The following is a 1,053-nucleotide window of genomic DNA, read 5'->3' on the forward strand; positions in this document are numbered from 1 at the left end:
ATCCCGACTCTCCGGTTGATCATCGAGTTCGAAGAGGGAGCCAATAATCTCCTGGGCGAGTGTGTCCCGTCCGTCGATGACGTCCTCCTTGCGAAGGTCGGCATCGGACTGCCAGCTCTCGCGTCGTTGGAAGACGACTTGGAACGCTACTGGTGCTGTCGCCTCCATCAGGTGGTCGACGAGCGACGCGAGCGCACCTCCTGGCTGATCGACGGCTGGGAGCTCCGCTTCGTCGTTGGCAGTAAATGGCGAGAGTGAGGTCATCCAGTCCTGCTTCCGGGTCGCCGACCCCTGCCACCGTACGCCGAGTGGGGAGACGGATTCGGTCGCTGGCCGTGCGAGTATCGTCCCCTCCGATGTTACCGTTGGTTTGGCAAGCGTCGTGAGTGGCTCATCCTCGGGAATCGCATCTGGTGGGGCGAGTTCGAGGGCAGTATCACCGATCTCGATGAAGTGGTCGGGAGACTGGTCGCCGACCGTCCCTCCATCCGCGACTGATTCGGCGTCCCCTGGCCCCGCTTGACTGTTGTCGTCAGTACCACACTCGTATTGCTCGTCAGGGCCGAACTCGTACGTGAGCTCGCCTGAGTCATAGTGCTCGACGAATGTCTCGCGATCGAATTCGACAGGCTGTACGAGTCGGGATGCGATGTCGACCTCGGTACGCTCGATGTCGAACGTCTCGGGATAGACCGACCGGAGCCGCTTCTCAAGGGTATCCAGATGGTCGTCGGCACCGTAGTAGAATTCGACGGGGTCATCTTTCCCCTCGCTCAGCGCGAGGAATTCGAAGCGTAGCGGTGTGTCGCTATGTAGCGGATTGAGTTTGTCAGCTAGCCCTGTCGAGTCCGTTGAGGTCAGTTTGTGGAGGCTCTCCAGTGCCTGCGGCAGACGCTCCGGATTGAGCCGTTCGGAGGTTGGCGTCACGCGAAGGTACTCACGCATCGTCGTCACCTCCCGCTGCGCCACCATCAGTCTCTGCTGGCGTCTGCTCAGGTGGGCGTTGTCCGTTGTCGGTCGTTCGGCTTTCAATATCGTCTTGGAACGCCTGCA

1 pseudogene is annotated in these 1,053 nt (G+C 60.7%); it reads right to left on the minus strand.

The features are described from left to right. Positions 1 to 945 (minus strand): annotated as a pseudogene (locus FJT57_RS16225) (conjugal transfer protein); the annotation flags it as partial. Positions 946 to 1,053: the final 108 nt, after the last annotated feature.

It is taken from the genome of Halobellus captivus (genome assembly GCF_007655485.1).
In the GTDB taxonomy this organism is placed as follows: domain Archaea; phylum Halobacteriota; class Halobacteria; order Halobacteriales; family Haloferacaceae; genus Haloquadratum; species Haloquadratum captivum.